Genomic DNA, 21,546 nt, shown 5'->3' with positions numbered 1-21,546 from the left:
TCAACTGACTCATCCATCAAATTCAAAGAAATCCTTGCCACCAGAACACAACACACACCCACAAAGAATGCACACCATGCCCCAGGACAGGAAAAATTGGCATCGATTACTGACACGCTGTTGAGTTCTCAAAGATCGGACACACACCACCCACCACAACCAGCAACAACCAGTCACAGTGTTTGGGGCAACCTGTAAATCGTACCACCTTGCCTGCGCTCTGGGCGCATCCGGCTTGTGCAGCGAACTGCTGCCGGTTGTGGCGTGGTGGGTGCCTAGCTCCTGCGGGACCGGCCACTCCGGCTGACCGGGTGTCCGTGCCTCCCTGCTGGGCTGGCGAAGCACAACATTAGGTCACCTTCGCCGAGAAACACAAATCCGCTGGTCAGTGGCCTATTGGGTCCATCGGGGCCACGCCGGGGCTGCCCCAGGAGCGGTCCTGGAGCAACCGCGCCGCTCTCCAGGGCAGGCTCCCGCCGGCGGCACCCGGTCAGGGTGTCGCGCGACGGGCGGCCGCCAGGTTCTTCCGACCCCGGCGCAGCAGCGCGATGCTCCCGTGCAGGAAGGCGTCCTCCCCCAGCACGTGCTCGGGGTCGCTCACCTTGTCGTTGTTGACGCTCACCCCACCCTCCCCGACCAGGCGGCGGGCTGCACCACGACTGTCGGCCAGCCCGGTTGCGACGAGCGCGTCCACGACGCTGGCGCCGACCTCCACGTCTCCACCGGGCAGCTCGGCGGTGGCATCGCCCAGGGTGCGCGCATCGATGTCGGCGGGGTCGCCCTTGCCGAAGAGCACCTGGCTAGCGGCCTGCACCTGCGCCGTGGCCTCGGGGCCGTGCACCAGCGTGGTGACATCGGCAGCCAGGACGCGGTGTGCCTCGCGCAGGTGCGGCCTCTCCTGCGTCGAGCGCTCCAGGTCCTCGATCTCTGCGCGCGTGCGGGTCGTGAACACCTTGAGCAGCTTGCTCACCTCGGAGTCGGCCACGTTGATCCAGTACTGGTAGAAGGCGTACGGGCTCGTCATGTCGGCAGACAGCCAGACAGCATTCCCCTCGGACTTGCCGTACTTCTGACCGTTCTCGTCGGTGAGCAGCGGCGTCGTCATGACGTGCACGGTGGTCCCCTCGGCACGGTGCACGAGGTCCACACCCGCGGTGAGGTTGCCCCACTGGTCCTGCCCACCGGTCTGCAGCGTGCAGCCGAACTCCCGGTAGAGGTGCAGGTAGTCCAGCGCCTGGAGGATCTGGTAGCTGAACTCGGTGTAGCTGATGCCCGCCTCGCTCTGCAGGCGTGCGGCGACGGCGTCCTTGCGGATCATCTGGTTGACGCGGAAGTGCTGCCCGATCTCGCGCAGGAAGTCCAGCGCCGACAGGGGCGCCGTCCAGTCCAGGTTGTCCACCAGGACGGCTGGGTTGTCGCCCTCGAAGTCGACGAAGGGGCGCACCAGCGCCTTGATCCGTGCGACGTTCGCCGCCGTCTGCTCCCTGGTCTTGAGCACCCGCTCGGACGTGGGCTTGGGGTCACCGATCAGGCCGGTGGAGCCGCCCACCAGCACGATGACCCGGTGGCCCGCCCGCTGGAGGTGGCGCAGCATCACGAGCTGGACCAGGTTGCCGAAGTGCAGCGAGGGGGCAGTCGGGTCGAAGCCGCAGTAGACCGTGACCGGGCCGTCGTCCAGCGAGGCGCGCAGGGCCTCCTCGTCGGTGGTCTGGGCCACGAGACCCCGCCACTGCAGCTCCTCAAAGATGTCGCTCACGTCTACCTCTGGTCTCTCGTTCATGATGTGCCGTCCAGCGTGCCTTATCCTCCCCCGCCGACACCAACCGGAGGTCAGCGGGGCCGTGAACGGTCGCGCCGGTTGCGCAACCGCGGGTACCTGCCGCGCAGGCCCCGTTGGAGCCGCGGCTGGTGGAGCCGACCGTCTGGGTCAGGTGCGGCGCCGGAGCGGTGCTGCCGGTCGGTAGACCGACACCGTCGGGTCCCCGTCCAGCCAGAACCGCCAGGGGTATGCCGTGCCGTCCCCACCAGGTCCGCGCAGCCCGACCCTGGGTCCGGTGCGGATCACCGGCTGGCCGTCCGGAGCGCTCCCCCGTTCCCCGCCCGCGACCGGCGTCCCTCGCGTCAGTCGCACGGTCCCGTTACCCAGCAGGTCGGTGCCGTAGTCGTCGAGGGTGAGGCCCAGGGCGCTTGCCAACCGTGCGGGTCCACGCGCCAGGTCGCGGTCGGGCGGCACGAGGCCGCTGCGAGGTGACCTCCGGCGTTCGCGGGCCGTCTCCAACCCCTCGACCACCTCACCGGCACGGAGTAGTACGGCCTGCGCCTCACCATCCGGTCCGCACACGACATTCGCGCAGGTGTGCATCCCGTAGGTGAAGTAGACGTAGAGGTGCCCGGCGGGTCCGAACATCACCCGGTTGCGCGCGGTAGGCCCCCGGAAGGCGTGGGACCCCGGATCCCGCTCCCCGGCATACGCCTCGACCTCTGTGAGCCTGACTGCCACCCCCTGGTGCTCGAGCACGGCGCCGAGCAGGAGCGGCGCCACCTCGACGGCCGAACCGGCGAGGGTCTCTCGCGTGATCATAATCCGGTGCCGCGACCAGCGGCCGGGACGGGCTGTGCCGCCGGGGACAGGCCGATCCCCAGCACCCAGTCACGCGGTGCGGAGGTGGCTACGGAAGGGGTTCCCCGGTCGGTCACGGCCGCCATGATCGCACGGTCGTATGCCGCAGGCTCGCCCGAGCCGTGGACGCGCCGCCCCGCCGTGGACCAGCCCTGTCAGCCGTGGGCGAGTCTGCTCAGTCGTGGATGACCGGCAGGTCCTCGACCCAGTGCCGGGCCAGGGCGACCTGCTTGATCAGGTGTGTGCGCTGGGCGCTGACCCGTGCCGGGGCGGTGCCACCCCTGGCATCACGGGAGGCGATCGAGCCGGCCACGGTCAGCACCGTGCGCACCGCGGGCGTGAGGTGCTCGCTGATCGCGGCCAGGTCCTCGTCGGACAGCTCGTCCAGACCGATGCCCCGCTCCTCACAGGCCTGCACGCACTCCCCCGCCACCTCGTGGGCGACGCGGAACGGCACCCCCTGCCGCACCAGCCACTCGGCGATGTCGGTGGCCAGCGAGAACCCCTGCGGGGCGAGCTCCTCGAGCCGCTCGGGGTGGAAGGTGAGCGTCTCGACCATCCCGCTGACGGCGGGGAGCAGCACGTCGAGGGTGTCGATCTGGTCGAAGACCGGCTCCTTGTCCTCCTGCAGGTCACGGTTGTAGGCCAGCGGCAGACCCTTGAGCGTGGCCAGCAGGCCGGTCAGGTCACCGATGAGGCGACCGGCCTTGCCGCGGGCGAGCTCGGCGACGTCGGGGTTCTTCTTCTGCGGCATGATGCTCGACCCGGTCGAGAAGGCGTCGTCCAGCGTGACGAAGCCGAACTCGGCCGTCGCCCACAGGATCACCTCCTCCGACAGCCGGGAGATGTCGACCGCGATCATCGCCATCACGAAGGCGAACTCGGCCGCGAAGTCTCGGCTGGCCGTCCCGTCGATGGAGTTCTCGACCGAGGTGGCCATGCCGAGGTCCTGGGCGACCGCCTCGGGGTCCAGCCCGAGGGACGACCCGGCGAGGGCGCCGGAGCCGTAGGGCGAGACACCGGCCCGCTTGTCCCAGTCGCGCAGGCGCTCGATGTCGCGCAACAGCGGCCACGCGTGGGCCTGCAGGTGGTGGGCGAGCAGCACCGGTTGGGCGTGCTGCAGGTGGGTGCGACCCGGCATCGCGACCTCCGGGTGCCGGGCCGCCTGCGCCACGAGGGCCTCCACGATCGCGAGCACCTTGCCGGCGATCAGGCGCGCGTGCTCGCGCAGGTACATGCGGAACAGGGTGGCCACCTGGTCGTTGCGGGAACGCCCGGCCCGCAACCGTCCACCGACCTCGGGACCGACCCGCTCGATCAGGCCACGCTCGAGGGCGGTGTGCACGTCCTCGTCCTCGGGGGCCGGGGCGAACTCACCCGACTGCACGTCGGCCAGGAGCCGGCGCAGTCCGTCGAGCATCGTCGCCGTGTCCTCCTCGCTCAGGAGGCCGGCCTGGTGCAGCACCCGGGCGTGGGCCCGGGAACCGGCGATGTCGTAGGGCGCCAGTCGCCAGTCGAAATGGGTCGACCGGGACAGCTCGGTCAGGGCATCGGCTGGACCGCCGGCAAAGCGGCCGCCCCAGAGGCTCAGGGTCATGGCTTCCATTGTGTCTGGTGGGTGGGTCGGGTCAGCGGTCGGTGTCGTGACCGGCCAGGGCGAGGAAGCGCGCGGCCACCTGTTCCCCACCGTCCTGGCCCAGCGTGATCACCAGGATGGTGTCGTCGCCGGCGATCGTGCCGAGCACGTCGGGGTTGTCGCTGCGGTCGATCGCCGAGGCGAGGTACTGCGCGGCCCCCGGTGGCGTGCGCAGGACGACCTGGTTGCCGGTCGCGCGTGCGGACACCAGGAGCTCCTCGCACAGCCTCGCCAACCGGGTGCCGTCCTCGGCGGACGCCGGCCGCAGGGCCTGGTCGCCACCCTGCGCCGGGACGGCGTAGACCTGGCCCCGACCCTGACGGACCTTGACCGCCCCCAGCTCGAGCAGGTCGCGGGAGAGCGTCGCCTGCGTGACCGAGATGCCGTCACGCGCGAGGAACTCCAGGAGGTCGGACTGGGAGGCGATCGAGTGGCGGTCGAGCACGTCCACGATCCGCTGGTGACGCGCGGCACGGGTTGTCGGGATCCCCCCGGCCGGCAGCTCTGCGGTGCTCACCTGCACAACTATACATTGTCTTGCATACTCATGCGGCCGTGTCCCTCAGCCGGGCAGCCGCTCCCGGACCCACTCGAGCGCGACGTCGCCCTGGGCGCGCTGGAACGCCCGTACCGTCGGCAGCCCGGGAGGCGGGGCCAGCCGCGACGCGTGCAGGAAATAGCCGAACAGGCCGACCAGGACCGCGTCGACCGCGTCCCTGGTGGCGCCCAGGTCGGTCAGCTGCGAGTCGTATGCCGTGGTGTCGGGACCTCCGTGAACGCGCACGTTGAGCAGCAGGCTCAGGGTGTCGACCCACGCCGCTCCGCGGCAGGCCCAGGGCCAGTCGACGATCCGGACCGAGCCGTCCGCAGTCACGAGCAGGTTGTCCGAGCGGATGTCGGTGTGGACGAGGTAGTCACCCGCCACCGCCTCTGGCGCGCGGGCTCCGAGCGCCACGAGCCGGTCCAGGTTGTCCACCACCCACGGGTCCAGGTCCTCGGGCGGGTCCGCCACGATCGAGGGCCACAACGACAGGTCACCACCCAGATCCGTCTCGAGGAGCGGGAGGCGGACATCGGCCGGCACGGGCTGGGCGACGAGCGTCCCGAGCGCACCGAGCGCCCTCTCCACCTCCCCGGCCAGCCACGGGGTGTGCGGGTGCCGGCCGGGGATGTCCTCCACGAGCAGGGCCACCCACCGTTCGCCCTCGATGCGCTCATCGAGAGAGGCCAGGAGGACCGGTGCCCCGGCATACTCGGGCAGGCTGGCGAGCACGTTGATCTCACGGGCGACGAGGCCGGGGGTGTGCGGGTTCAGCCCCTCGCCCACCGCCTTGACGAACCCGCTGCCACGGGTGCCCCGCACCCGGTCGGCCGTGCCCGGGGAGAACCCGCCCTGCTGCGGGATCACCTCGAGGATCTCCCCGAGCTCCCCGGTCACCCACGCAGACACCTGCTCGGGCAGGTCGGCCCAGCTGATGCGCGCACCGTAGGGGCGGACTGGTTCTGGAGACCCGGACACCCCTGCAGGCTCACGCGAGGCATCACCCGTGGGTGCGAACCCCCCGCGGCTGTGCGGACTGCGTCCGGGGGTCCGCTTCACGCGAGCGGGTCGTCCCCGCCCCACGGCCGGAGCCGGAGCATGCGCTCACCCTCGCCCAGTCCCCGGGCCGACCGGCTCCGCAGCTCGTCGAGGTCGTCGGCACCGGCGCGCACCATCCGACCGGAGAAGCCGTCTAGCTCCCCGTCGGCCAGGGCCAGGGCCAGCGCGGTCAGATCGGCCGGGTCGGTCCACTCCGTCCGGCCCTGGTGCATCTGCATGCTGTGGGTCATGTCGGTCTCGATGACGCCGGGCGCCAGGTCGAACGCGAGCACCCCGTGCTCGGCCCCGGCCAGCGCCACCCCGCCGGTCAGCCGCGCCAGGGCGGACTTGCTCGCGTGGTAGGCCGTCAGGACCGGGCTCTCCCGGGTGCCGGACCCACTGTTGAGGTTGATCACCCGTCCACCGCCGGCCGCGATCATGTGGGGCACCACCGCTCGGGTCACCAGGAACGGGCCCCGGACGTTGGTCTCGATGACCTGCCACCACTGGTCCGGGTCGGCCTCCCAGAGCGGCCGCTCCGGCTCGACCAGTCCGGCGTTGTTCACCAGCAGGTCGATCCGTCCGTGCTCCGCGACGACCGCATCGACGGCGGACTGCACAGCGGTCACATCCGTCACGTCGCACGCGACCGTCGGCGCGCCCGTGGGGTCGCCGCTGCCGCTGCGGGACAGCCCGACGACGCTCCAGCCGGCCCCGCGCAGCGCTGCGGCGAGGTGGGCGCCGATGCCCCGGGAGGCTCCGGTGACCAGGGCCACGCGCTGCCCGCGGACGTCCCCTGCGGGGTCAGTGACAGGCGCGCTGTCGGTGCCGCCCGCGTCCTTGCGGGACCGGTCCGGGGAGGTGGGGGTCGGCATACTCATCGCTGCACCGCCCCGTGGTCCTTCGCCGCGCGGGCGACCGCGGCGTCACGCGCCGCGTTGACCTCCTCGGTCGTCAGCGTCCGGTCCGGGGCGCGGAAGACGAGGTGGAAGGCCAGGCTCTGCTGGTCCTCGCCGATCTGGTCACCGCGGTAGACGTCGAACAACCGCACCGACTCCAGCAGCGGACCCGCCCCGGCACGGACGGACGCCTCGAGGTCGCGGAAGCTGGTGCTCCGGGACACCGTCAGCGCGATGTCCGACCCGGCCGGTGGATGGTTGGACAGCGGCGCCCCCTGGGCGCGGCGATCGCTCGCCGTGAAGAGCACGTCGAGGTCGAGCTCGGCGGCCGCGGTGCGCTCGGGCACGCCCAGGGCCGTGACCACCTTCGGGTGCAGCTCGCCGGCCCAGCCGATGATCGTGCCGTCGGGCAGGCTGAGCTCGACACAGCGGCCGGGGTGGAACGGCTCGCGCTCGGCCTGCCGCCGCTCCACCGCCACACCGAGTGCGTCGCAGACCGCGTGCGCCCAACCGACCACGTCGGTGACGTCGGTCGCGCGGCCCTGGCCCCACCAGCCACTGCGGTCCGCCTGTCCGGTGGCCACGATCGCCACGTGGAGGGGCTGGTGCGGGACGGCCGCCCGGATCTCCTCCAGCACCGCGTCGTCGGGCCGGACGCCGACACCGGGCACCGGCGCCCTGCGGCTCAGGTCCGGCAGGGTGACCGTGTCGATCTCGAACAGGGCCACGTCCTTGGCACCCCGGGCCAGGTTGCGGCGCAACGCGTCCGGCAGGGTCTGCAGCAGCTCCGTGCGCATCAGGGGCGCCTCGTCCGAGAGCGGGTTCGCGAGCCGGACGGCGTGCCGCCTCTGGTCCTCCTCACCCAGGCCGAGGTCGGCGAAGCGACTCTCACCCACGAACGGATAGGTGAGCACCTCATGCAGGCCCTGACCAGCCAGGGCCGCGGCGACCGTGCGTCGCGCACGCTGGGCGTGGGAGAGCCCTCGTCCGCCGGGTGCGGTCGGCACGACGGACGGGATCTTGTCGTACCCGTCGATCCGTGCGACCTCCTCGACCAGATCGGGTCCGGTGAGCAGGTCAGGACGCCAGGACGGCGGCAGGACGGACAGTATGCCGGCACTCGCCTCCGTGACCCGGCAACCGATCTCCTCGAGCACCTCTCGCACCCGCTGCGGGCTGTAGTCGACCCCCACGTAGCGCGTCGGCAGGCTGACCTCGATGCCGATGGCCTCGCGCGGGGCGACCGCGCCCTCGTCGGTGACTGCCGGGTCCGCGGTGCCCCCGCCCAGCTCAGTCATGAGCTCGACCATCAGCTGGGCGGCCTGCGGGGCGAGCTCGGGGTCGACACCGCGCTCGAACCGCTTGGAGGCCTCCGTCGAGAGCCGGTGCCTCCGGGCACTGCGGGCGACAGTGCGCGGGTCGAAGTGCGCGGCTTCGATGAGCACGTCGGTCGTCGTGTCGCTTACCTCGCTGGAGGCTCCACCCATCACGCCGGCGATGCCGAGCAGCGTCTCCCCGCCGTCGGTGATGAGCAGGTCCTCGGGGTCGAGGGCGCGCTCGACGTCGTCCAGCGTGGTGAGCTTCTCCCCCGCGCGTGCGCGCCGGACCACGATGGGCCCGTCGACCTTGGCCAGGTCGTAGGCGTGGGTCGGCTGCCCGAGCGCCAGCATCACGTAGTTGGAGACGTCGACGGCCAGGGAGATGGGCCGCATGCCCGCCTCGGTGAGGCGGGTGACCATCCAGGCCGGCGTCGGTGCCTGCGGGTCCAGGCCGCGCACGATCCGGGTGACGAAGCGGTCGCAGCCCGGGGTGCCGTTCAGCGGCGACCCGTCGCGCAGCTCGACGGCGAAGCCGTCCTGCGTGGCCCCCGGGGCCGTCAGCGGGTTCTCCGCGCCATCCACCACGCGCACCAGCGCGGGGTCGCGGTAGGCGGCACCGGTGCTGTGGGAGTACTCCCGGGCGATGCCGCGGATCGAGAAGCAGTAGCCGCGGTCGGGGGTGACATTGACCTCGACCGTCTCCCGGTCCAGCCCCAGCAGCGGGATGGCGTCCTGCCCGGGCACGAGGCCCTCGGCGCCCGCGCCGAGCCAGTCGGTGAGCACGATGATGCCGTCGTGGTCATCGCCCAGTCCCAGCTCGAGGGAGGAGCAGATCATCCCTGCGCTGACGTGCCCGTAGGTCTTGCGTGCCGAGATCTCGAAGTTCCCGGGCAGCACCCCGCCGGGCAGGATCACCACGACCAAGTCGCCGGGGGCGAAGTTGTGCGCGCCGCAGACGATGCCCTGCGGCTCCCCGGTGCCGTTGGCCTGCCCCACATCGACCTGGCACCAGTTGATCGTCTTGCCGTTCTTCTGCTTCTCGGGGGTCATCTCCAGGACACGGCCGACCACCAGCGGTCCCTGGATGTCGCCGCCGTGCAGACCCTCCTCCTCGAGCCCGACGCGGACCAGGTCCGCCGCGACCTGGACGCCGGTCGCCCCGGCCGGCACCTCGGCATACTCCCTGAGCCAGTCAAGGGGAACCCGCATCAGATCTCCATCCCGAACTGCGCGTTGAAGCGCACGTCTCCCTCGATCATCTCCCGCATGTCAGCCAGGTTGTTGCGGAACATCAGCGACCGCTCCACCCCCATGCCGAACGCGAAACCCTGGTAGCGCTCCGGGTCGACACCGCAGGCCCGGAGCACGTTGTGGTTGACCATCCCGCAGCCACCCCACTCGATCCACCCGGTGCCACCGCACGTGCGGCACGCACTGTCCTCGCCGCGGCACACGAAGCACTGGAAGTCCATCTCGGCGCTGGGCTCGGTGAACGGGAAGTAGGCCGGGCGCAGCCGGGTCGTCAGGCCCTCGCCGAACAGCTCGCTGGCCAACCGGTCCAGGGTGCCCTTGAGGTGGGCCATGGTCAGGCCCTCGTCGATCGCCAGGCCCTCCATCTGGTGGAATACGGGCGTGTGGGTGGCGTCGAGCTCGTCGGTGCGGAAGGTCTTGCCGGGCACGGCGACATACAGCGGTGCGCCGCGCTCGAGGAGGGCGCGCGCCTGCACGGGCGAGGTGTGGGTGCGCAGCACGACGCCTGCGTCGGCGGGGTCGACGAAGAAGGTGTCCTGCATCTGACGGGCCGGGTGGTCCTTGTCGAAGTTGAGCGCGTCGAAGTTGAACCACTCGGCCTCGACACCCGGCCCCTCGGCGATCTCCCAGCCCATGCCGACCATCACGTCGGCCATCCGCTCCGCGGTCAGCGTGATCGGGTGGCGGCGCCCGAACGGGCGCCGGTCCGCGCGGAGCGTGAGGTCCATCGCCTCCTCGACGAGGATGCGCTCGTCGCGCTCGGCCTCGAGCTCGGTCTGCCGTGCCGCGAGGGCCTGGTTGACCCGTCCCCGCGCCTGGCCCACACGCTTGCCGGCCTCGGCCTTGGCGCTGGGTGGCAGGGCTCCGATCTCGCGGTTCGCCAGGGCCAGTGGGCTCTTCTCGCCGGCGTGCGCGATCCGCGCGGCCTTGAGCTCGTCGAGGCTGACGGCTGCCTTGATGGCGGCGAGGGCGTCGGTGACGTCCTGCTCGACCATGGCTGGGTCGAGGGCCGTCACCTCGACGGGGTCATAGTTCGTGTTGGGTCCGGACACGCGCCCGAGTCTAAGTGGGCGGGGACCGCCCCGGCGAAAGGGTTCCCGCCTGCCCAGCGCGACCGACCCTGCCCGGCGCCCTCGGCCCCGCGCTCCGGCCAGGCGCCCCGGCCGCGCACCCGCCCGGCCCCGCGCTCCGGCCGCGCACCGGCCCGCCACAGGACCGTCCTACCGACGAGGGGGTCGAGTCCGGCGGGCACGTGCCCGGCTTCTACCCGCGATGTCGCCTGAACCCAAGCCCGTTCCGGGGTAGAGGGCGTGCACGTGCCTCGCTGTCACCCGGGTGGTCGCCGGCAATCTGACATGTGCCCGGCTTCTACCCGCGATGTCGCCCGTTCCTGGGTAGAGGGCGTGCACGTGCCTCGCTGTCACCCGGGTGGTCGCCGGCAATCTGACATGTGCCCGGCTTCTACCCGCGATCTCGCCCGTTCCTGGGTAGAGGGCGTGCACGTGCCTTTCTGTCACCCGGGTGTTCGCCGGCGACCGGGGAGTTGCCAGCGGCTCCACCGGAGACTTCGACTGTGGATAACGTCCTCGCCAGGCAGCCGCCGTCGGCGACAGTGGGGCATGCCGTTTGAGACGCACACACCTTTCCGTTGGCGGGACGGGCATGCGGCGGGGCTGTCCAACAACAGGCTCAACTCCTCGGCCTTTCGCAAGCTCGTGCGAGGGGTGTTCATCGACAGCCGCGTCGACATCGATGCCCTGGTCGAGGCTCGAGCGGCCGTTCTGGTGGCCGGCGCACACTCGTTCGTCTCTCACCACACTGCGGCTCGCCTCTACGGGTGCGTGGTGCCGGACGAGGCCACGCTCCATGCCAGCGTGCCGCCCGGCCGGTCACGTTCGGACCATCCAGACGTGGCGGTCCACCGGTCGCGCCGGGTCCCGCAGACGTTCCGGGGAGTCCCCGTCACCAGTCCTGTGGACACCTTCCTCGACCTCGCGACCAGCCTCGGTCTCGTGGACCTCGTGGTGCTGGGCGACTCTCTCGTCAAGCGTCGTCGCACGACCCCCGAGAAGCTGCTCGCTGCGGCTCGGTCTGCCAGGGGTCGTGGCTGCCGACTGGCCCGCCGAGCTGCGTCGTTGGTGCGGACCGGAGTTGACTCGCCGATGGAGACTCGGAGCCGCCTGCTGCGGGTCCTCAGCGGGCTGCCGGAGCTGGAGACCGACATCCGGTTCCACGACCCGGTCACGCAGGCGCTTCTCAGGCGCCTGGACGCCGGCGATCGGGCCACCCGAACAGCCGTGGAGTACGACGGTAAGCACCACGTGCAACGGCAGGAGCAGTGGGAGTCCGACATCACGCGACGTGAGGAGTTCGACGATGAGGAGTGGCGCATCGTGACGCTCATCAGCAAGGACATCTACAACACACCCGGAGACACGGTGCGGCGTCTGGAGCGGATCCTCCGCAGGCGCGGGATGAGGTTCGGCCCGCTCAAGGATGAATGGCGTTTGCACTTCCGCGGACACGGCTGACGACTCGCGGACGAGGCTGGTGGCTCGATGAGCGGAGGATCAGTGTGGGCGGAGGGCGCCGGGGTCCAGACCCGTGCCGGGGAACTACCCACGGAACCGGCAAACCACGGGTATTTGCCGTGCTCGTGCCGCCGGCACAAGTCTGGGCGGCGACGTATGAACCCACGCGGTGATGTGCCAGGTCGGGCGGCGACGTATGAACCCAGGCGGTGATGTGCCAGGTCGGGCGGCAACGTATGAACCCAGGCGGTGATGGGCCAGGTCGGGCGCGTCTCAGGAAACGGCAGCTGAGGACGAGGCGTGCAGACACACGGTGGCGGCCATCGCCAGGTTCAGCGACTCCGCGCGCACGATCGGGATCGACACCACGTCGTCGCACAGGTCGCGGATCTCGGGCTCCAGGCCCCAGGCCTCGTTACCCATCACCCAGGCGTGGGGCACGGACAGGTCGACGTCCGGCAGGGACGTCTGACCGGAGCCGTCTGCAGCAAGCACTCGCAGACCGGCGGCACGACAGGCTGTCAGCAGCTCGGGAACGGGGGCGCCCACACTGACGGGCAGGTGGAACAGCGACCCCACAGTGGAGCGCACGACCTTCGGGTTGTAGATGTCCACGCTGGCGTCGCTCACCAGGACCGCGGCCGCCCCGAAGGCGTCGGCAGCGCGCAGGACGGTGCCCGCGTTGCCGGGATCACGCACGTTGGTGAGCACGACCACGAAGCCGCCCCCGACGGAGGCCAGAGCGTCGGCGAGGGGCACGTCGACCGGTTCGGCAACTGCGATCATGCCCTGCGGGTGCGGGGTGTCGGTCATGGCCGCGAGCACCTCGTCGGTGCAGGACCGCACCCGGACACCGGCCTGCTCAGCCAGCTCGACCACGTCCGTATGCCGCTCGGCGGCCGAGGCGGTGAGGTACAGGTCCCGGGCAGCGGGCCCGGCATACGACAGGAGCTCGCGGACGGCCTGCGGGCCCTCGACGACGAAGCGCCCCTGCCGCTCCCGGACAGCACGACGGCCCAGGGACCGGACCGACCTGACCCGATCGCTGCGAGCATTGCTCAACAGGTCGGGGTCAGTGGTCACGGAGCCCTGGGCCGTCGGGGTGGTGCGGTGGCTCAGGCGGCGGAGGTGTCGCCGGACTCGGCGGCCTCGGCCTGCGCGGGGACGTTGGCGCGAGCGATCTCGACCAGCGCGGTGAACGCGGCCTCGTCGTGCACGGCCAGCTCGGCCAGCATGCGGCGGTCGACCTCGATCTCGGCCGCCTTCAGGCCCTGGATGAACCGGTTGTAGGTCATCCCGTTGGCGCGGGCCGCGGCGTTGATGCGCTGGATCCAGAGGCGCCGGAAGTCACCCTTGCGGGCGCGACGGTCGCGGTAGCTGTAGACCAGCGAGTGGGTGACCTGCTCCTTGGCCTTGCGGTACAGGCGGGACCGCTGGCCCCGGTAGCCGCTGGCGCGCTCGAGAATAACCCGACGCTTCTTGTGGGCGTTGACCGCCCGCTTCACGCGTGCCACGTGAGTACTCCTTCAGTCGATGGGTGCTGGGCTCAGCGGCCGAGCAGCTTCTTGGCGGTCTTCGCATCCGGGCCGGACAGGACCTTGTCGTTGACCAGACGGCGCGCGGCAGAGGCGGTGCGCTCCTGGAACTTGTGCACGTGGCGGGCCCGCTGGTGCATGATCTTGCCCGTCCCGGTCACCCGGAAGCGCTTCTTCGCGCCGCTGTGCGTCTTCATCTTCGGCATGTGCCGATCTCCTCGTTGCTCGATTGCGACCCGGTCGGGCCGCGTGCCTGCGTGGAAACTCGTGGTGGTGCCGGCCTCAGCTGGCGGTGCTGGTCTGGGCCTGGTCGTCCTGCGTGACCCCGGCGTCGTCCTGTGTCGCCTCGACGCTGTCGTCCGAGGTGTCGGAGGACGCGGTGGAGGCGGCCTTCTCGGCGCGCTTCTCGTTGCGGACGGCAGTCTTCTTCTTGGCCGGCCCGAGGACCATCACCATGTTGCGACCGTCCTGCTTGGGCGAGCTCTCGACGAAGCCGAGCTCGGCGACGTCCTCGGCCAGCTTCTGCAGCAGCCGGAAGCCCAGCTCGGGCCGCGACTGCTCGCGACCGCGGAACATGATCGTCACCTTGACCTTGTCGCCACCCTTGAGGAAGCGCACGACGTGACCCTTCTTGGTCTCGTAGTCGTGGCTGTCGATCTTCGGGCGGAGCTTGATCTCCTTGATGATCGTGTTGACCTGGTTCTTCCGTGCCTCACGGGCCTTGACGGCGGCTTCGTACTTGTACTTGCCGAAGTCCATGAGCTTGGCCACCGGGGGGCGCGCCATGGGAGCCACCTCGACCAGGTCGAGGTCGGCTTCGGCGGCCAGGCGGAGCGCGTCCTCGACGCGCACGATCCCGACCTGCTCACCGTTAGGGCCAACCAACCGCACTTCCGGGACCCGGATGCGGTCGTTGATTCGAGGCTCGCTGATTGCGTACTCCTTCGTTCATGTCAGTGGACAACCCCCGAAACGAGGAGAGGCCCCTCGGCACGGGTGCACGAGAGGCCTGGAGCCCCGCCACGGTCGAGGTATGCCGCTGGGTCGCCCCACGCGGCCACCTCACCCTCACGGGCGGCGGACCAGATAACCCGGTAACCTCAGAGGTCGTCGCGGGTGGAAGCTCAAGGCCTCACTTGCACGGTGTCCCGAGAGTACTGCAGCACTGCGGCTGACGCACAACGAAACACCTGGATGGATCAATGGTAGCAGGGTCGCCGCACGTGGACCGAATCACCCGCAGCGAAAACCCGCTCGGCATCGCCGGGCGCGGCTCGGCATCGCCGGGCCGGGCAACCCGCTCAGCCCGCCGACACGCTGAAGGCGAGCGCATCGATCCGGGCCCGGACCTCGCCGTCCAGCGCGATCCGCTCCCCGACACGCTGCGCCAGCTGTTGCAGGTCCTCGGCCGTGAGGCCTGGGCGCAGGGCCAGGTCGATGCGCAGAGCGCCGCCCGGCCCGCCGGAGAGAGCCACCCGGACGACGTGGCCCTCCTCGGTCACGGCCGCCTCCACCCCGGACCTGACCTGCGCGTCCTGGTGCGGCGGGATCCACGGACGGTCCATGGCCAGGGACCAGACCATGGACCCGCGGAGGACCCCGTAGCTGGGGGCACCGACATCGAGCACGATCTCCTGGCACCCCTCCTGGATGGCCGCCTGAGCGGCCCGTTGGGCCGTCACGGGCACCGGCCTGGCGGTGGCGTCCCACTCCGCCAGCGTCTGCAGGCTCGTGAAGGCCGGCAGCGCCTTGTGGCCGCCCGGCGCGACGAGGGTCACGGCAGCCATGTCGCTGGTGGCGTCGCTGACCAGCCCGTTGACCTCGGTGGTCTCACCGGCAACGGCCACGACGGGGACGATCAACCGCGCGGCCGCGACCAACCCGACCAGCCGGACGTCGGCCTCGAAGGCGAGCTCGGGGTCCTCGGGCTCGACGGCACGACCGTGGGTCTGCCCACCCGTGGCGTCACGATCAGTGAGGAGAGCAAGCAGCTCCGGGTCGGCACCGCCGGTGTCGCCGTCGAAGCCGGTGCTCGTCAGCTGGCGCCCCGCCCACGGTGTGCCGCCCGTGTCGTGCCCCGCTGCCGGGTCGTGTCCTGCGAACCGTCGGCGGACCTGCTCGGCACCGTCCGTGTCACTCATCCGGCTCCCTTCCATCGCTTGTCCGTGTCGTGTCCGCTGCGTCACTCGTCCGTGTCGTGTCAGCCGCGTCACTCATCCGTGTCGTGTCAGCCGCGTCACTCATCCGTGTCACCCGTTCTCGTCACTCGGTGCCCGATGCCGCTCGCCACCTCGAGCGCCTCGCTCAGCGTGAACGCCCCGTGATAGAGCGCGGCTCCCAGGACGACACCCCGGACCCCCACGTCCACGAGCCTGCGGAGTCGGCTCAGGTCCTCGAGGGAGGCGACACCCCCGGAGGCGATGACCTGGCCGTCGACGCGCTCGGCCACGTGGCGGAAGAGGTTGTCGTCGGCCCCGTGCAGGCTCCCGTCGCGGCTCGCGTCGGCCACGACATAGGTCTGGCAGCCGGTGCCGTCCAGGTCGGCGAGGACGTCGTCGAGGGACCCCAGCCGGGCGTCGGTCCCTCGGGCCACCACCTCGCCACCGCGCACGTCGATGCCGACGGCCACCCGCTCACCGTGTGTCCGGACGGCGCGGCGCACCCACTCGCGGTCGCGCAGGGCCGTGCTGGCCAGGTTGACCCGCGTCGCCCCGCTGGCCAGCGCGGCGGCCAGGGAGCGCTCGTCCGCGATGCCCCCGGAGACCTGGACCGGCACGGTCTGGGCGGCCACCAGCTCGGCGATCAGGGCGGCGTTCTCACCCCGGCCGAAGGCACGGTCGAGGTCGACCAGGTGCAGCCACTCGGCGCCCTCGGCGACCCATCGCGCGGCGACCCTGCCAGGGTCGGCGTCAGCGTCCCCGACGACCTGGCTCGCCCGACCACCGGCGATGTCGACCGCGGGCAGCAGCGTCAGTGCGGTGTTCATGCCTCGAGCTCCTGGCGCAGGGCGACGGCGTCGCGCACCGCATCGTTGAAGTAGCCGACCTGGCGGGGGGCCGGGAGCACCGGGACCGCGCCGGGAAGGTCGGTGACGCCACTGGAGTCGAGCAGTAGCCGGGCGCCCGGCAGCTCGAGCACCGCGACGACGGCGGCGAGCAGCCGGTCGGGCTGGACATACAGCTCGTGCAGGATCTCGACGAGCTCGCTGCGGCTTCCTCCACCTGCCAGCCGCTGCAGGGTCACCGGGCCGGCGACCGCCAGCCCCGGCGGGGAGACGATGCCACGCTCGGGCTCCCACACCACCCAGCGGATCCCGCGGCGCCCGCGGGTCTGGACCGTGATGACCGCGCGCCCGTCGAGGACCCAGAAGCCGAGTGCCGGTCCGAGCCTGCGCGGCACCGGACGGCCGGCCAGCAGCATCGTGCCGTCGGCGTAGGGGGGATCAGCGAAGGAGCGCTGCTCGGGCAGGACCGCGGTCCAGCCCTGCATCGGCACCACCGTGGCCGGCACCACGCCTCGACGCACCCAGGCGGAGACGTCGGGGAGGGGGCCGCGGAGCAGGAGCAGCCCAGCCGGATCGTCCCCGGGGTCGGGGCGGGGACTGGTGCGCACCCTGCCATCCTACGAACGTCGGCACGGTCTGGACGACTCGCGACGCCCTGCCTGCCACTCACCCGCGTGAGCCACCACCCCGTTGCCGACGCTGCGCCGAGCCGGTTCCGCGCCAGGAGCCGCCACCGCGACCGGGCACGCCCTCGACACTGCCGGACGCGGCGTGGTCGGGACCGAGCGGTCCGCCGTACAGCAGCTGCTCGACGACCTGCCGGCAGCGGCGGGCGGTCCGTCGCCACTCCTCAGCGAGGTCGCCACCGTGTCCCGGCGGCCGGCCCAGGATGCGGCTCACGCCCTCGGCCTCCCGGCTGTCGCTGGGGACGGACTCGACGGGGCGGCCGCGCCACAGGACGCCGGCGTCCCGCAGGCGCGAGGCCAGGGTCCACGCCCGGCGCAGCACCGAGGCGTCCTCCTCGGTGACCAGGCCCGCCTCGACCGCGGCATGGAGGGCCGCCAGCGTGCCCGTCGTGCGCAGCCCCGGGTGCTGGTGGGCGTGCTGCAGCTGGGTGAGCTGAACCACCCACTCCACGTCGGTGAGGCCGCCGAGACCGAGCTTGAAGTGCGTCCTGGGATCGGCTCCGCGCGGCAGTCGCTCCCCCTCCATGCGTGCCTTGAGCCGACGGACGTCGCGCACCGCGCCCTGGTCGATGCCCCCCTCCGGCCAGCGCAGCGGCTCGATCAGCGCTGTGAACCGCTGCGCGAGGTCCTGGTCGCCGGCGACCGCCCGCGCCCTCAGCAGGGCCTGGGACTCCCACCCGGCCGACCAGCGCTCGTAGTAGGTCGCGTAGGACTCGAGGCTGCGCACCAGGGGCCCGGACTTCCCCTCCGGTCGCAGGTCGGCGTCGATCTCCAGCACCGGGTCCGGGCCGTTGCCGGACAGTCCCCTGCGCAACCGCGTGATGATCTCGGCGGCCTGCTCGCCGGCCCCCTCCGCACCATCGACGGGCTCGTAGACGAACAGCACATCGGCGTCGCTGGCGTAGCCCATCTCGCGACCGCCGAGCCGACCCAGTCCCATGATCAGCATCCGGACGGAGGGGGCGGCGGAGCCCACCACGCCCCGGGTGGCCAGGCCGAGGGCGGCCGCGAGCAGCTCGTCGGTGAGCTCGGTCAGCGCGGCGCGCAGCGCGGGCTGGTCGATGGCCCCGACCAGGTCGGCCAGCACGAGCCGCAGCAGCTCCCGGGCGCGGACGGCACGGATCGCCCGGAAGGCGTCGTCCACGTCGTCGTGCCGGTCCGCGGCGGCCTCCATGCGGGCCCGCATGGTCTCCCGACTGACCGGTTGCAGGCCGCTCGCCTCGCCCAGCAGGGAGACGGACTCGGGGGCCCTGATCAGCAGCTCCACGGCATACCTGCTGGTCGAGAGCACGTGGGCGAGCCGCTCGGCGGCGCTGCCCTCGTCACGCAGCATCTTCAGGTACCAGTGGGTCGTGCCCAGCGTGTCGCTGATCCGCCGGAAAGCGAGGAGGCCGGCGTCCGGGTCGGCGCCGTCGGCGAACCAGCCGAGCATGACGGGCAGGAGGTGACGCTGGATCGTGGCGCGGCGGGACACCCCGTCGGTGAGGGACTCCAGGTGGCGCATCGCGCCCGCCGGGTCCCGGAAGCCCAGCGCGTTGAGCCGTTCTCGGGCGGCCTCCGGGGAGAGCCGGACCTCGTCGGTGCTGAGCCTGGCCACGGCAGCCAGCAGGGGACGGTAGAAGAGTCGCTCGTGCAGCCGGCGCACCTCCCGCTGCTGCGCCCGCCACCGCTGGACAACGCTCGTGGCCGGGTCGCGCCGCTCGCCCAGCGATCGCCCCAGTCGGCGCTGGTCGTGCTCGGTGGCGGGCATCAGGTGCGTGCGGCGCAGACGCTGCAGCTGGACCCGGTGCTCCAGGACCCGCAGGAACCGGTAGGCGTCGTCCAGGGCGTGCGCGTCGTCGCGCGCGACGTAGCCCCCGTCACGGAGCGCGCCGAGAGCCTCGAGCGTGGTGCCGGAGTGCAGGTCGGCGTCGGTGCGGCCGTGCACGAGCTGCAGCAGCTGCACACTGAACTCGATGTCCCGCAGACCGCCCGGCCCCAGCTTGAGCTGCCACGGCGCCTCCCCGGCGGGCACGTGCTCCTCGACCCGGCGGCGCATCGCCTGCACGTTCTCCACGAAACCGTCGCGCGCGCTGGCCTCCCACACCATCGGCTGCACCAGGTCGAGCCACTCCCGGGAGAGCCCGCCGTCACCGGCGGCGTGGCGTGCCTTGAGCAGGGCCTGGAACTCCCACGTCCGCGCCCAGCGCCGGTAGTACTCGCGGTGCGAGTCGAGCGAGCGCAGCAGCGGCCCGTTCCGCCCCTCGGGCCGCAGGGCCGCGTCGACCTGCCACAGCGACCCCTCCCCCGTGGACTGCCCGCAGATGCGCATCACGGCGGTGGCCAGGTGGTTGCCGATGGTCACGGCGTCCTCCACGCCGGAGTATGCCGCTCGCCCGGCGTCGCCGGGGCGGTCACCGGCGTCGTCGGCCGGGTCACCCTCGTCGCCGTCCCGGTCATCCTCCGTCGCGGGTGCCACCAGGAAGACGACGTCCACGTCGGAGATGTAGTTGAGCTCGCGCCCACCGGTCTTGCCCATCCCGATGACCGAGAACCTCACCGAGTCGGCCCCCTCGGTCTCCTGTCGGGCCAGGAGCAGGGCGGCGTGGAGCGCGGCACACGCGAGGTCGGCGAGCGCCGAGGCCACGTCGGGCAGCAGGCCGACCGGGTCGTCGGAGACCAGGTCAACGGCGGCGATCAGGAGCAGCTCACGCCGGTAGGCCACGCGCAGCGCGTCCATGCCCTCGCGGCCCGACAGGCCGGCCACGGCGGCGGCGAGCCGCTCACACAGCGCGTCCTGGTCGGGCATGAGCCGGCCGGGCCCGAACGGCTCGGGGTCGGCGAGGACGGTCGTGTGCTCGGGGTGGCGCACCAGGTGGTCGGCGAGCGCGCTGGATCCGCCGAGCACTGCGAGGACCCGGTCCCGCGCCGTCCCCTCCTCGGCGAGCACCTCCCCCGTGGCGGGATCGGCCTCGACCAGCCGGACCGCCCCCAACAGGGCCTGGTCCGGGTCGGCCACGCGAGACAGGGCGGCGGTGAGGTCCGCGCTGTCCGGCTCCCCCGGCATACGGCCGAGCAGCTCCCCGATCAGCCGGTCGGCCCGGCGCGGGTCGGTGAACCCCGCGCGGACCAGGCCGCCGGACCGCGGCGGGGACGGTGAGGTCACAGCCGGATGAGGTAGCGGTCCAGCTCGAAGGGCGTGACCTGGGCCCGGTAGTCGTGCCACTCCTGGCGCTTGTTGCGCAGGAAGAAGTCGAACATCGTCTCGCCGAGCGTCTCGGCGACCAGCTCGCTGGACTCCATCACCGCGATCGCCTCGGACAGGGACTGCGGGAGCTCCTCGATGCCCATCGCCCGGCGCTCGCCGCTGGTCAGGGCCCAGACGTCGTCCTCGGCCTCCGGCGGGAGCTCATAGCCCTCACGCACCCCCTTGAGCCCGGCCGCCAGGATCAGCGCGAAGGCCAGGTAGGGGTTGCAGGCGGAGTCCAGGGAGCGGATCTCGATGCGGCGGCTGTGCCCCTTGCCGATGCTGTACATCGGGACCCGAACCAGGGCGCTGCGGTTGTTGTGCCCCCAGCAGACGTGGGCCGGTGCCTCGCCGCCTCCCCAGATCCGCTTGTAGGAGTTGACCCACTGGTTGGTCACGGCAGTGATCTCCCCGGCGTGCCGGAGCACCCCCGCCGTGAACCGGCGGCCGGTCGTGCTCAGCTCGTAGCTGGCGCTGGGCTCGTAGAAGGCGTTGCTGTCGCCCTCGAACAGGGAGACGTGGGTGTGCATCGCCGACCCGGGGTGCTCGGCCAGGGGCTTGGGCATGAACGAGGCGAACGCCCCGTGCTGCAGCGCCACCTCCCGCACGACCGTGCGGAAAGTCATGATGTTGTCCGCCATGGACAGGGCATCGGCGTAGCGCAGGTCGATCTCGTTCTGGCCCGGGCCGCCCTCGTGGTGGCTGAACTCCACCGAGATGCCCATCTTCTCCAGCATCGTGATCGCCGCGCGTCGGAAGTCGTGGCCGTCGCCGCGGGCGACGTGGTCGAAGTAGCCGGCCTGGTCGATCGGGACCGGGCCGACGCTGGGGTCGTAGGGCTCCTTGAACAGGTAGAACTCGATCTCGGGGTGGGTGTAGAACGTGAACCCGTCCTCCGCCGCGGAGTCCAGGGCCCGGCGCAGCACCTGCCGGGAGTCGCTGCCCGCCGGCGAGCCGTCCGGCATGAGGATGTCGCAGAACATCCGGGCCGTGCCGGGATTGTCGCCACGCCACGGGAGCACGGTGAAGGTGCTCGCGTCCGGCTGGACGATCATGTCCGCCTCGTAGACGCGGGTGAAGCCCTCGATGGAGCTCCCGTCGATCCCGATGCCCTCGAGAAAGGCCTGCTCCAGCTCTGCCGGAGCGGCGGCTACCGACTTCAGGGCACCCAGGACGTCGGTGAACCACAGCCGCACGAACTTGATATCGCGTTCCTCGATGGTGCGGAGGACGTACTCCTGCTGGCGATCCATGGCCACA

Annotated in this window: 18 protein-coding genes; 1 reads left to right on the top strand and 17 read right to left on the bottom strand. The window is 71.6% G+C overall.

Annotated elements, in window-relative coordinates; translation table 11 throughout:
- Positions 1 to 490: 490 nt before the first annotated feature.
- The 8 genes from tyrS to pheS all read right to left on the bottom strand — a co-directional run bounded on the left by tyrS (position 491) and on the right by pheS (position 10,356).
- Positions 491 to 1,756 carry a tyrosine--tRNA ligase gene (gene tyrS / locus DA085_RS14090; RefSeq protein ID WP_109473606.1) on the bottom strand — a complete coding sequence of 422 codons (1,266 nt, stop codon included), beginning with the start codon at positions 1,754 to 1,756 and terminating at the stop codon, positions 491 to 493.
- A gap of 171 nt (positions 1,757 to 1,927) precedes the next feature.
- Positions 1,928 to 2,581: a DNA-3-methyladenine glycosylase gene (locus DA085_RS14085; RefSeq protein WP_109473605.1), complete on the bottom strand. Its 654-nt coding sequence runs from the start codon at positions 2,579 to 2,581 to the stop codon at positions 1,928 to 1,930.
- Positions 2,582 to 2,795: 214 nt separating this feature from the next.
- Positions 2,796 to 4,217 carry an argininosuccinate lyase gene (argH, locus tag DA085_RS14080; RefSeq protein ID WP_109473604.1) on the bottom strand — a complete coding sequence of 474 codons (1,422 nt, stop codon included), beginning with the start codon at positions 4,215 to 4,217 and terminating at the stop codon, positions 2,796 to 2,798.
- A 31-nt stretch (positions 4,218 to 4,248) separates the two neighbouring features.
- On the bottom strand, positions 4,249 to 4,773 hold the full coding sequence (locus DA085_RS14075; RefSeq protein ID WP_109473627.1) for an arginine repressor: 525 nt from the start codon (positions 4,771 to 4,773) through the stop codon (positions 4,249 to 4,251).
- Positions 4,774 to 4,818: 45 nt separating this feature from the next.
- Positions 4,819 to 5,775 carry a phosphotransferase gene (locus tag DA085_RS14070; protein WP_161958506.1) on the bottom strand — a complete coding sequence of 319 codons (957 nt, stop codon included), beginning with the start codon at positions 5,773 to 5,775 and terminating at the stop codon, positions 4,819 to 4,821.
- Positions 5,776 to 5,852: 77 nt separating this feature from the next.
- Positions 5,853 to 6,716, bottom strand: a complete 864-nt coding sequence (locus DA085_RS14065; RefSeq protein WP_237565518.1) for an SDR family NAD(P)-dependent oxidoreductase — start codon at positions 6,714 to 6,716, stop codon at positions 5,853 to 5,855.
- Complete coding sequence (gene pheT / locus DA085_RS14060; RefSeq protein ID WP_109473601.1) at positions 6,713 to 9,262, bottom strand: phenylalanine--tRNA ligase subunit beta; 2,550 nt, start codon at positions 9,260 to 9,262, stop codon at positions 6,713 to 6,715. The genes DA085_RS14065 and pheT overlap by 4 nt, the downstream gene beginning before the upstream one ends.
- Entirely contained in the window at positions 9,262 to 10,356 is a 1,095-nt protein-coding gene (gene pheS, locus DA085_RS14055; protein WP_109473600.1) for a phenylalanine--tRNA ligase subunit alpha, read from the bottom strand. The genes pheT and pheS overlap by 1 nt, the downstream gene beginning before the upstream one ends.
- A 567-nt stretch (positions 10,357 to 10,923) precedes the next feature.
- Here pheS and DA085_RS14050 point away from each other — a divergent pair.
- Positions 10,924 to 11,835, top strand: coding sequence for a hypothetical protein (locus DA085_RS14050; RefSeq protein ID WP_161958505.1), 912 nt, complete (start codon positions 10,924 to 10,926; stop codon positions 11,833 to 11,835).
- 273 nt (positions 11,836 to 12,108) lie between these two features.
- Here DA085_RS14050 and DA085_RS14045 read toward each other — a convergent pair whose 3' ends face one another.
- The 9 genes from DA085_RS14045 to DA085_RS14005 form a co-directional block, all read right to left on the bottom strand.
- Positions 12,109 to 12,918 (bottom strand): TrmH family RNA methyltransferase, encoded by an 810-nt coding sequence (locus tag DA085_RS14045; RefSeq protein WP_237565517.1) that lies wholly within the window; start codon positions 12,916 to 12,918, stop codon positions 12,109 to 12,111.
- Positions 12,919 to 12,950: 32 nt separating this feature from the next.
- The gene (gene rplT, locus DA085_RS14040; RefSeq protein ID WP_109473598.1) at positions 12,951 to 13,349 is read right to left on the bottom strand and encodes a 50S ribosomal protein L20; all 399 of its coding nucleotides are present in this window, start codon (positions 13,347 to 13,349) and stop codon (positions 12,951 to 12,953) included.
- Between the two features lie 32 nt (positions 13,350 to 13,381).
- Positions 13,382 to 13,576 (bottom strand): 50S ribosomal protein L35, encoded by a 195-nt coding sequence (rpmI, locus tag DA085_RS14035; protein WP_109473597.1) that lies wholly within the window; start codon positions 13,574 to 13,576, stop codon positions 13,382 to 13,384.
- 76 nt (positions 13,577 to 13,652) lie between these two features.
- The gene (gene infC, locus DA085_RS14030) at positions 13,653 to 14,303 is read right to left on the bottom strand and encodes a translation initiation factor IF-3 (protein ID WP_109473596.1); all 651 of its coding nucleotides are present in this window, start codon (positions 14,301 to 14,303) and stop codon (positions 13,653 to 13,655) included.
- 368 nt (positions 14,304 to 14,671) lie between these two features.
- Positions 14,672 to 15,511, bottom strand: coding sequence for an SseB family protein (locus DA085_RS14025; protein ID WP_109473595.1), 840 nt, complete (start codon positions 15,509 to 15,511; stop codon positions 14,672 to 14,674).
- A 95-nt stretch (positions 15,512 to 15,606) separates the two neighbouring features.
- Positions 15,607 to 16,356, bottom strand: a complete 750-nt coding sequence (locus DA085_RS14020) for a HisA/HisF-related TIM barrel protein (RefSeq protein ID WP_109473594.1) — start codon at positions 16,354 to 16,356, stop codon at positions 15,607 to 15,609.
- The gene (locus DA085_RS21180; protein WP_161958504.1) at positions 16,353 to 16,982 is read right to left on the bottom strand and encodes a hypothetical protein; all 630 of its coding nucleotides are present in this window, start codon (positions 16,980 to 16,982) and stop codon (positions 16,353 to 16,355) included. The genes DA085_RS14020 and DA085_RS21180 overlap by 4 nt, the downstream gene beginning before the upstream one ends.
- Before the next feature lie 58 nt (positions 16,983 to 17,040).
- Positions 17,041 to 20,205 (bottom strand): bifunctional [glutamine synthetase] adenylyltransferase/[glutamine synthetase]-adenylyl-L-tyrosine phosphorylase, encoded by a 3,165-nt coding sequence (locus DA085_RS14010; RefSeq protein WP_109473593.1) that lies wholly within the window; start codon positions 20,203 to 20,205, stop codon positions 17,041 to 17,043.
- Complete coding sequence (locus DA085_RS14005) at positions 20,202 to 21,539, bottom strand: glutamine synthetase family protein (RefSeq protein WP_109473592.1); 1,338 nt, start codon at positions 21,537 to 21,539, stop codon at positions 20,202 to 20,204. Before DA085_RS14005 ends, DA085_RS14010 begins: the two co-directional genes overlap by 4 nt.
- Positions 21,540 to 21,546: the final 7 nt, after the last annotated feature.

The organism is Ornithinimicrobium cavernae, from assembly GCF_003121625.1.
GTDB lineage: Bacteria > Actinomycetota > Actinomycetes > Actinomycetales > Dermatophilaceae > Ornithinicoccus > Ornithinicoccus cavernae.
The sequence above is the reverse complement of the archived record's forward strand: the minus strand, read 5'-3'. Positions and strand labels throughout refer to the sequence as shown.

Excerpts from the sequence above, each read along its gene's own strand:
- DA085_RS14085 (WP_109473605.1), bottom strand. The coding sequence starts at position 2,581 with ATGATCACGCGAGAGACCCTCGCCGGTTCGGCCGTCGAGGTGGCGCCG.
- argH (WP_109473604.1), bottom strand. The coding sequence starts at position 4,217 with ATGACCCTGAGCCTCTGGGGCGGCCGCTTTGCCGGCGGTCCAGCCGAT.
- DA085_RS14065 (WP_237565518.1), bottom strand. The coding sequence starts at position 6,716 with ATGAGTATGCCGACCCCCACCTCCCCGGACCGGTCCCGCAAGGACGCG.
- pheT (WP_109473601.1), bottom strand. The coding sequence starts at position 9,262 with ATGCGGGTTCCCCTTGACTGGCTCAGGGAGTATGCCGAGGTGCCGGCC.
- DA085_RS14050 (WP_161958505.1), top strand. The coding sequence starts at position 10,924 with ATGCCGTTTGAGACGCACACACCTTTCCGTTGGCGGGACGGGCATGCG.
- rpmI (WP_109473597.1), bottom strand. The coding sequence starts at position 13,576 with ATGCCGAAGATGAAGACGCACAGCGGCGCGAAGAAGCGCTTCCGGGTG.
- DA085_RS14025 (WP_109473595.1), bottom strand. The coding sequence starts at position 15,511 with ATGAGTGACACGGACGGTGCCGAGCAGGTCCGCCGACGGTTCGCAGGA.
- DA085_RS14020 (WP_109473594.1), bottom strand. The coding sequence starts at position 16,356 with ATGAACACCGCACTGACGCTGCTGCCCGCGGTCGACATCGCCGGTGGT.
- DA085_RS14005 (WP_109473592.1), bottom strand. The coding sequence starts at position 21,539 with ATGGATCGCCAGCAGGAGTACGTCCTCCGCACCATCGAGGAACGCGAT.